Raw genomic sequence first — 8,969 nt, forward strand, 5'->3', positions numbered from 1 at the left:
CTACAGCCCGAGCCGGCGGTAGCGGGCGAGCCGGGCCGCGAGCCGGTCGGCCGGGTCCCCGGCCAGCAGGCGGGCGATCTCGTACTCCAGCGCGGCGCCCACCCGGCGGCAGAACTCCTCCGGCTCGTAGGCGGCGTCGGGCGACTCCGGGACGATCCGGTCCACGATGCCGTCCCGGCGCAGGTCGGTGGATTTCACGCCCTGGGCGGCGGCGATCTCCGGGGCGAAGTCCACGCTCCGGTAGAGGATCGCCGAGGCCCCCTCCGGGGGGAGCGGGGAGAGCCAGGCGTGCTGGGCGGCCAGCACCCGGTCCGCCGGCAGCAGCGCGAGGGCCGCGCCGCCCGCGCCCTCGCCGAGCAGCAGGCAGACCGTCGGGGCGTCGAGCATCACCAGGTCGGCCAGGCAGCGGGCGATCTCGGCGGCCAGGCCGCCCTCCTCGGCCGCTTTCGACAGTGCGGCGCCGGCCGTGTCGATCACGGTGACCAGCGGCAGGCCCAGCTCCGAGGCCAGGCGCATGCCGCGCCGCGCCACCCGGAGCCCGGCCGGGCCGAGCGGCGCCACGGACCGCTGGCGGTACCGGTCCTGGCCGAGCACGACCGCGGGAGCCGCGCCGAACCGGGCCAGGGCCAGCAGCAGGCCGGGGTCGTTCTCGCCGGTGCCGGTGCCGTTGAGCGGGGTGACGTCGCGGGCGCCGGACCGCAGCAGCTCCCGCACGCCGGGCCGGTCGTCCCGCCGGGAGCGGGTGATGGCCTCCCACGCCCCGACCGCCGGGACGCCCCCGTCCGGTTCGGGCCCGGGGTCCAGGCCATCGCGCGGGGCGCAGAGCACGGCCAGCGCCCGGACCGCGATCTGGCGGGCGTCCTCGGCGGAGACGACGGCGTCGACCAGGCCGTGCGCGAAGAGGTTCTCGGCGACCTGGACCCCCTCGGGGAAGGGGTAGCCGTGCAGCGACTCGAAGACCCGGGGTCCCAGGAAGCCGATCAGCGCGCCCGGCTCGGCCGCGGTGACGTGCCCGAGGGAGCCCCAGGAGGCGAACACCCCACCGGTGGTGGGGTGGCGCAGGTAGACGACGTACGGCAGGCCCGCGGCGCGGTGCGCGGCCACCGCGGCGGTGATCTTCACCATCTGGGTGAAGGCGAGCGCGCCCTCCTGCATCCGGGTTCCCCCGGAGGCCGGGGCGGCCAGCAGCGGGAGCCGCTCGGCGGTGGCGCGCTCGACCGCGGCGGTGAGCCGCTCGGCCGCGGCCAGCCCGATCGACCCGGCCAGGAAGGAGAACTCGCACGCGACGACCGCGACCCTGCGCCCGTCGAGCAGGCCCTCCCCGGTGACGACCGACTCGTCGTACCCTGAGCGGGCCCGCGCCGCCGCCAGCTCCGCCGCGTAGTCGGACCCCGGCTCCGCGGGGTCGGCGGGCGGGGAGTCCCACGACCGCCACGTGCCGGGGTCGAGGACGGCCGCGATCAGGGCCCGCACGTCCGGCCGGTCCGGCCTCACCTCTCCCGCTCCTCGAGCCAGGCGAGCACCTCTTCACCGTGCTGGCCGAGGGCGGGCGGGGCGGTGTGCTCGCGGGGCGGCTCGCCGTCGAAGCGGAGCGGGGGGCCGGGCAGCTCGACCGGGCCGAGCACCGGGTGGTCCACCGTCACGACGAGCCCCTGGGAGCGCGTCTGCTCCCAGGCGTAGACCTCGTCGATGGAGCGGATCGCCCCGGCGGGCACGCCGGCCCCGCCGAGCGCGGCCAGCCAGTGGGCGCGGTCGCGGGCGGCGAGCGCCTTCTCCATGTCGGCGATCAGCTCGTCGCGGTGCGTGAACCGCTCCCGGTTCGTGGCGTACCGCGGGTCCTCCGGATCGATGCCCAGCAGGGCGGCGACCTTCCGCCACTGCCCCTCGTTGGCCGCCGCGATCTGGACCATGCCGTCGGCGCAGCGGAACGCGCCGTAGGGGGCGATCGAGGCGTGGTGGTTGCCGCCCGCCCCGGGCACCTGGCCGCCGACCGTCCAGGCGGTGCCGTGGTAGGAGTGCACGCCGGTCACCGCGGCCAGCAGCGAGGTCCGCACGACCTTCCCCCGGCCGGTGCGCTCCCGCTCGTACAGGGCGGCGGCCACGCCGTAGGCGCCGTGGATGCCGGCGAGCAGATCGGCGATGGAGGCGCCCACCCGGTACGGCTCGGCGGACGACGGGCCGGTGAGGCTCATCAGCCCGGCCTCGCCCTGGGCGATCTGGTCGTAACCGGGCCGGCCGCCCTCGGGGCCGTCGTGGCCGAACCCGGTGATCGACAGGACGACCAGGCGGGGGTTGAGCTCGTGCAGTCGCTCGACGGAGAAGCCCAGCCGGTCCAGGACGCCGGTCCGGAAGTTCTCGACCAGCACGTCGCTCTGCCGTACCAGGCGCTCGACCAGGTCCCGGCCCTCGGCGGACTTGAGGTCGAGCGCGATCGAGAGCTTGTTGCGGTTGGCGGCCAGGAAGTAGGTGGAGATGTCGCCCTCGGGGCCGACGAAGGGCGGGCCCCAGCCCCGTGACTCGTCGCCCCCGCCGGGGTGCTCCACCTTGATCACTCTGGCGCCCAGGTCGCCGAGCATCTGCGCGGCGTGCGGCCCGGCCAGCGCGCGGGACAGGTCCAGGACGACGATGTCGCCAAAGGCTCCCTGCAAGATCGACCTCCGGGTGAGAGTCGCCGATCCTAGCCGAACAGGGCCCGGAAAGGCACGGGGGCGCACGGCGGGCGTGCGAGCTCCCCGTGCGGAACGATACCCGTGAGTAACCTCCGTGTCTCCTCCCCCGCCGCCCCCGGCCCCGCCGTCCTCGCCCGGCCGGGCGGCACGCTCCCCGCCGTCTCCCCGCCCCGCCGTCCTTACCCGGCCGGGCCGCATGGTCCCCGCCGCTCCCGGCCGACGGGTCCCGCGCGGCCGGGTGGCACGATGGGGGGATGGCGGCGACGATCTCCTTCCCGGACCTGGCCGCGATGGTCGGGGCGCTGCCGCCGTCGTGCGGGCCGGTGCGGATCGTCGCGGTGGACGGGCCCGGCGGCTCGGGGAAGACCACCTTCGCCGGGCGGCTCGCCCGCGCTCTGGACGCCCAGGTGGTGCACAGCGACGACTTCCCGGTGCCGTGGGACGAGCCGCCGGACGCCTGGTTCGGGCACGTCGAGGACCAGGTGCTCGGCCCGCTGGCGGCGGGCCGGGCCGGCGGCTACCGCCGCTACGACTGGGCGCGGGGCGTGTTCGCCGAGCGGGTGGACGTGCCGGTCGCGCCCGTCCTGGTGCTGGAGGGCGTGAGCACGGCCCGCCGTACGGCCCCGGTCGCCTACGCGGTGTGGGTGGAGGCGCCGCGCGAGCTGCGGCTGGCCCGCGCCCTGGCCCGGGACGGCGCGCACCTGGAGCCGCAGTGGCGGGCCTGGATGCGCGCCGAGGACGAGTGGTTCGCCGCCGACCGGACCCGCGAACGCGCCGACCTGCTGGTCGACGGCGCGGCGGTCCCGGGGGAGTTCGCCGCGGTCGCCGCACCCGCCGAAGCCCCTGCGGAGAGGCCCCCCGGGGACCCGGATGATCCCGCGTCCGGTCGCGGCCCGCGAGGCGCGCAGCGGCGCCCGGAAGGCCGGGGACATCGACGGACGCCCGGGCGGCGGCCTCGCCCGTTCAGGTGAGGCGGTGGCCGCCGTCGACGTGCAGCACCGTCCCGGTGATGAACCCGTTGCGCATCACCGACACGAATGCCTGGGCGATGTCATCGGGAGTGCCGATGCGCCGCGCGGGGAGCCGCCCGGCCAGCTCGGCGAACGCCGCCTGCTTGTCCATGCCGAGCTGGTCCCAGACGGGGGTGTCCACCCACCCGGGGGAGACCACGTTCACCCGCACGGGCGCCAGCTCGACCGCCAGCCCGTACGCCAGTGAGGCGAGCGCCCCGTTGACCGCGGCCACGATCGTGTTCGACCCGTTCGGCCGGTAGGCGTTGATGCCCGAGGTGTACGTGATCGACCCGGTGACCCGCCCGGCGCCGTGCTTGCCGACCAGCCAGGCACCGAGCAGCTTGGTGTCCACGACGCTCCTGGCGGTCGCCGTGGCCAGGTCGGCGGTCCGGCCGTACGCCCCGGTCGCGTCCACCGCGGTGACCACCACATGGTCCACCCGCTTCCCCCGGGCGAACAGCCCGGCCACGTCCTCCTCCCGGCCGATGTCCGCCGGCACCGTGTCCACCCGCCCCCGCCCGGTCCGCTCCAGCTCCGTCCGGGCCGCCGCGAGCCGGTCCGCGGACCGGCCGACGATCGTCACGTCCATCCCGTCGGCGAGCACGGTCCGGGCCAGGGCCAGACCCATCCCGGATCCGCCACCGATGATCATTACGTTGGTCATGCCCCGAGTCTCCGCCGCTCCCCGGGAGCCGGGAAGGCCGCGCGGTACCTGGGTGCGGCACGGCCACCCAGGAGCGGACCGCCCGGTGGCACACTCGGAGGCATGAACGCGATGGCGGAGTTCCTCCGGATCCGGCGCGGGCGGATCGGCCCGGCCGACGTCGGGCTGCCCGCGGGGCCGCGCGCCCGCCGCACCCCCGGACTGCGCCGGGAGGAACTGGCCGCGTTGGCCGGGGTGAGCGTGGACTACTACACCCGGATCGAGCAGGGCCGCGAGACCGCGCCCAGCGACTCGGTGCTGGACGCACTGGCCAGGGTCCTGCGGCTCACCGACGATGAGCACGCCCACCTGCTCGCCCTCGCCGACCGCGCCGCCGGACGGACGCCGCGCCGCCGCGCCGCCGACCCGCAGCCGGTCCGCTCCGGCCTGCGGCTGCTGCTGGAGTCGGTCCGGCCCAGCCCGGCGTACGTGCTCAGCGAGGTCAACGACGTGCTGGCCGCCAACCCGGAGGGCTTGGCGCTGATGTCCGGGCTCGGCGACTGGCCGCCCGGACGGCGCAACGCGATCCGGTACACCTTCCTGCACCCGGCCGCGAAGACGGTCTTCGCCGACTGGGACCGGGTGGCCCGCAACGGCGTCGCGCATCTGCACACGGCCGAGCTGACCGCCCCGGAGCCGGCCGCCGCGCTGGTCGCCGAGCTCTCCTCGGCCAGCGGTGAGTTCGCCGAGCTGTGGCGCCGGCACGAGGTCGCGGTCAAGCGCGGCGGCGAGACCGCGTTCCGGCACCCGGTGATCGGCTCGCTCACCTTGTCCAACGAGGTGCTGGTCACCGCCGGCGGCGACCAGCGGATGCTGGTCTACCAGGCGGCACCCGGCACCGCCGAGCATGACGCCCTGGTGCTGCTGGCCATGGCCGCCGGAGACACGGGCGCCCACGGGCGCCGCTGACCGCCGGGACGACCGTCTGGTCGAAGCTCTCCGCGAGTACGACGGCGACGGCTCGACGGACGCCCCCGGGTGAGCCGCTACAGGGCGTGGAGGACCGGCGCGTCCAGCGCCCGCACCGTCGGATCGTCCGCGCTCGCGTCGGTGACCACTCCGGCGATCTCGGCCAGGGGCAGCACGGCGAACCGGGAGGCCGCGCCGATCTTCTCCGAGCTCGCCAGCACGTAGGTGTCGGCGGCCCGGCGCGCCAGGGCGCGTTTCATCGCGGCCTCGTCGGCGTCACCGGTGGTCAGCCCCGCCTCGGGATGGACTCCGGTCACGCCGAGCAGGAAGAGGTCGGCGTTCAGTCCCCGCGCGGCCTCCATCGCGGCGGCGCCGCAGGCGACCATCGAGTGCTTGAACAGCCGCCCGCCGATCAGGTAGACCTCCACGTCCCGGTGGCCGGCCAGCGCGCTCGCCACGGTCGGGCTGTGCGTCACGACGGTGGCCCGCAGGTCGGGGGGGAGCGCGTGCACGACGGCCAGGGCGGTCGTGCCGCCGTCGATGATCACCGTGCTGCCCGGCTCGACCAGCGCGGCCGCGGCGGCCGCCACCCGCCGCTTGCCGGACACCTGGACGTCCTGGCGTGCGGCGTAGTCGGCCGTCGCGGGCGACGCGGGCAGCGCGCCGCCGTACACGCGCTGGCACAGGCCCGCCGCGGCGAGGTCGCGCAGGTCGCGGCGGATGCTGTCCTCGGACATGCCGAGTTCGGCGGCGAGGTCCTTGGCGACGATGCGGCCGTCCCTGTGCAGGCGTTCGAGCAGCAGGTCACGACGTTGAGCGGCAAGCATGCACGTTTCTCCTTGTTTTTTCCGATTATTGCACGATATGGTCGACGCCATGCTCATTCTGATCGCAGGCCCGTACCGCTCGGGCACCGACGACGACCCGGACCTGATGGCCAGCAACCTGGCCCGGCTGGAGGAGGCGGCGTGGCCGATCTTCCGCAGCGGTCACGTCCCCATGATCGGCGAGTGGGTCGCGCTCCCCGTGCTGCGCGGCGCCGGCGGCACCGGACCGGCCGACCCGGTGGCCGAGCAGATCATGTACCCCACCGCGGAACGCCTACTGCGGCACTGCGACGCGGTGCTGCGGCTGCCCGGCGAGTCCACCGGCGCCGACCAGGACGTCCGGATCGCCCGGGAGCGCGGCCTGCCCGTCTACCACCGGCTCGAGGACGTCCCCGGCTACCGGTCCATCGAGGAGTGCGACTGACCGCTCTCCGGCCATGACTTGACTTCCTCGATCACCGTAATCCACCCTTTCACTAATCGATTAGTGAAAGGGTGGATTACGGTGATCGAGTTCCACCTCGACCGGGGGTCGGGGATGGCGACCTACCTCCAGCTCGCACAGCAGGTCAGACAGGCCCTCCGACTGGGCACGCTGCGGCCGGGCGACCGGCTGCCCACCGCCCGGGAGGTGGTCGACGCCCTCGCCATCAATCCGAACACGGTGCTCAAGGCCTACCGCGAGCTGGAGCGCGAGGGTCTCGTGGAAGGCAGGCCCGGACTGGGCACCTTCGTCCGCCGCTCGATCGGCGGCGCCCGGCTGGCCGGGCACACCGCCCTGCGCCGGAGCCTGGACGAGTGGGTACGGCAGGCCCGCGCGGCCGGTCTCGACCGGGACGACATGGAGACGCTCTTCGCCTTGGCACTCGCCGGATCCCCGAGGGAGGAGACGGCATGACCCCCGCACTTCAGGCGACCGGCCTGGGCGTGCGCCGCCGGCGCGGCTGGGTGCTGCGCGACTGCTCGCTGGCCGTACCGCCCGGCCGGGTCGCCGCCCTGGTGGGCCCCAACGGCGCGGGCAAGACCACGCTGATGCACACGGCCGTCGGACTGCTCACCCCGACCACCGGGACGGTCGACATCGCGGGCGAGGTCGCCTTCATGGCCCAGGACAAACCGCTGTACGACTCCTTCACGGTCGCCGAGACGCTCGCCTTCGGGCGGCGGCTGAACCCCGGCTGGGACGACTCCTACGCCGCCGCCCGGCTGGCCGGGCTCGGCATCCCGCTGAACCGCAGGGTCTCCGGGCTCTCCGGCGGGCAGCAGGCACAGGTCGCACTCACCGTCGCACTGGCCAGGCGCCCCGACCTGCTGGTGCTGGACGAACCGCTCGCCAACCTCGACCCGCTGGCCCGGCATGACGTCATGCGGGCGCTCATGGTCGAGGTCGCCGACCGCCCGCTGACGGTCCTGATCTCCTCGCACGTCATCGCCGACCTGCGGGAGGGCTGCGACTGGCTGGTCGTGCTCAACGGCGGCCGGGTGCAGGTCAGCGGTGACATCGACGACCTGCTCACCGAGCACGTGGTGCTGACCGGCCCGGCCGGTCTCGCCGACGGCCCGGCCGGCCGGGCGCGGGTGGTGGAGGCGAGCCGCACCGGCAGGCAGGTCCGGCTGCTGGTACGGGGCGCGCCGGTGCCCGACCCGCGCTGGAGCGCCCGCCCGGCCGACCTGGAGGAGCTGGTGATGGCCTACCTGCGCAGCCCGGAGGCTGCCGCGCTGCCCGCCCCCGCGGCGGTGAGAGCGTGATCTGGCTGACCTGGCGCCAGCACCGGGCGCAGATCCTCGTCACCGCCGCCCTGCTGGCCGCGCTCGGCCTGCTCCTGCTCGGCTCGGCGGTGGAAGCGGAGCTCCACATCTCCGGCCACGCGCCGCCCGGCTGCCCGGGTTCCGCCCCCGCCTGCTGGGACCTGGCGACGGCGCTCGCCGACCGCTACGACGCCGTCTACACCGTCTTCGGCTGGATGCCGATCATCGCCCCCGCGCTGATCGGCGCGTTCTGGGGCGCGCCGCTGCTGGGCCGCGAGTACGAGCGCGGCACGCACAGGCTGGTCTGGACCCAGTCGGTCTCCGTCCGCCGCTGGCTGGCCGTCAAGCTCGCCGTGCTCGGCGCCCTGGCGGCCGCCGCGGGGCTGGCGCTGTCGGTGATGGTCAGTCTCTGGCGGCCGGTCTTCCAACGGAACGACCTGTTCGGCAACATCGGCGTCTTCAACATGGTCGGGGTGGCCCCGGCCGCGTGGTGGCTGTACGCCTTCATGCTGGGCACCGCGGCCGGGGCGCTGCTGCGGCGCACCCTCCCGGCGATGGCGCTGGTCGTCGCGGGGATCACGGTGACCATGTTCACCCTGTTCGGCCTGAGCGATCACTACGCCGAACCGGCGCGGACCGTGCTGTCGGACGCCACCTTCCTCGCCGATCCCGACGCCCGGCTGGTGAGCGGGGCCTGGATCGACCCGGCGGGGAGGGAGCTCGCGGAACCACCCGCCGGGGTCTGCCCCCGCCGGCCGGACGCCGGGCGGAGCAGCCGGAACCAGGAGGCGTACGAGCGGTGCCTGTTCGGCGAGGGCTACCGCTACGCGGTCTACTTCCACCCGCCGTCGCGGTTCTGGCGCTTCCAGTGGACCGAGGCCGCCCTCCTGACCGCCGCCTCCCTGGCGTTCGCCGGCCTGACCGTCCACCGCACGCTCCGGCGCAGGGTGTAGGCCGTCAAGCTCCGCCGGAAATCGATGCCGTCGGACGCACCCGCACGGGTACGGTGACGTTGCCGCCCCCTACGGGGGAGTGGAATTGACGTCCTCCCCCTCCTGAAGGAGGGGGATTCCAATCCGTTCCCCTACGCGATGAGGAG

10 protein-coding genes are annotated in these 8,969 nt (G+C 75.1%); 6 read left to right on the forward strand and 4 right to left on the reverse strand.

The window, feature by feature from the left end; all coding sequences use genetic code 11:
- Positions 1-1,494: a carboxyl transferase domain-containing protein gene (locus tag IEZ06_RS30385; RefSeq protein WP_229798921.1), complete on the reverse strand. Its 1,494-nt coding sequence runs from the start codon at positions 1,492-1,494 to the stop codon at positions 1-3.
- A complete protein-coding gene (locus IEZ06_RS30390) occupies positions 1,491-2,648 on the reverse strand; it encodes a CaiB/BaiF CoA transferase family protein (protein WP_189240121.1) in 1,158 nt (385 codons plus the stop codon). The genes IEZ06_RS30385 and IEZ06_RS30390 overlap by 4 nt, the downstream gene beginning before the upstream one ends.
- 275 nt (positions 2,649-2,923) lie before the next feature.
- Between IEZ06_RS30390 and IEZ06_RS30395 the strand changes: the two genes are divergently transcribed.
- Complete coding sequence (locus tag IEZ06_RS30395) at positions 2,924-3,640, forward strand: uridine kinase family protein (RefSeq protein ID WP_229798923.1); 717 nt, start codon at positions 2,924-2,926, stop codon at positions 3,638-3,640.
- Here IEZ06_RS30395 and IEZ06_RS30400 read toward each other — a convergent pair.
- The gene (locus IEZ06_RS30400) at positions 3,633-4,346 is read right to left on the reverse strand and encodes an SDR family oxidoreductase (RefSeq protein WP_203872255.1); all 714 of its coding nucleotides are present in this window, start codon (positions 4,344-4,346) and stop codon (positions 3,633-3,635) included. The two genes, IEZ06_RS30395 and IEZ06_RS30400, sit on opposite strands and share 8 nt — an antisense overlap.
- A 102-nt stretch (positions 4,347-4,448) precedes the next feature.
- Here IEZ06_RS30400 and IEZ06_RS30405 point away from each other — a divergent pair, with 102 nt between their 5' ends.
- Complete coding sequence (locus IEZ06_RS30405; protein ID WP_203872254.1) at positions 4,449-5,294, forward strand: helix-turn-helix domain-containing protein; 846 nt, start codon at positions 4,449-4,451, stop codon at positions 5,292-5,294.
- A gap of 77 nt (positions 5,295-5,371) precedes the next feature.
- Here the strand turns inward: IEZ06_RS30405 and IEZ06_RS30410 are convergent, their stop codons facing one another.
- On the reverse strand, positions 5,372-6,121 hold the full coding sequence (locus IEZ06_RS30410) for a DeoR/GlpR family DNA-binding transcription regulator (protein WP_189240122.1): 750 nt from the start codon (positions 6,119-6,121) through the stop codon (positions 5,372-5,374).
- A gap of 49 nt (positions 6,122-6,170) precedes the next feature.
- Between IEZ06_RS30410 and IEZ06_RS30415 the strand changes: the two genes are divergently transcribed.
- From IEZ06_RS30415 to IEZ06_RS30430, 4 genes are all read left to right on the forward strand, one after another.
- Positions 6,171-6,545 (forward strand): DUF4406 domain-containing protein, encoded by a 375-nt coding sequence (locus tag IEZ06_RS30415; protein ID WP_189240123.1) that lies wholly within the window; start codon positions 6,171-6,173, stop codon positions 6,543-6,545.
- Positions 6,546-6,626: 81 nt separating this feature from the next.
- Positions 6,627-7,019, forward strand: coding sequence for a GntR family transcriptional regulator (locus IEZ06_RS30420; protein WP_189240124.1), 393 nt, complete (start codon positions 6,627-6,629; stop codon positions 7,017-7,019).
- On the forward strand, positions 7,016-7,870 hold the full coding sequence (locus IEZ06_RS30425) for an ABC transporter ATP-binding protein (protein ID WP_189240125.1): 855 nt from the start codon (positions 7,016-7,018) through the stop codon (positions 7,868-7,870). The genes IEZ06_RS30420 and IEZ06_RS30425 overlap by 4 nt, the downstream gene beginning before the upstream one ends.
- Positions 7,867-8,823, forward strand: a complete 957-nt coding sequence (locus IEZ06_RS30430) for an ABC-2 membrane transporter-related protein (RefSeq protein WP_189240126.1) — start codon at positions 7,867-7,869, stop codon at positions 8,821-8,823. Before IEZ06_RS30425 ends, IEZ06_RS30430 begins: the two co-directional genes overlap by 4 nt.
- The last annotated feature ends 146 nt before the right edge of the window (positions 8,824-8,969 follow it).

Source organism: Planomonospora antibiotica, from assembly GCF_014647955.1.
Taxonomy (GTDB): Bacteria; Actinomycetota; Actinomycetes; order Streptosporangiales; family Streptosporangiaceae; genus Planomonospora; species Planomonospora parontospora.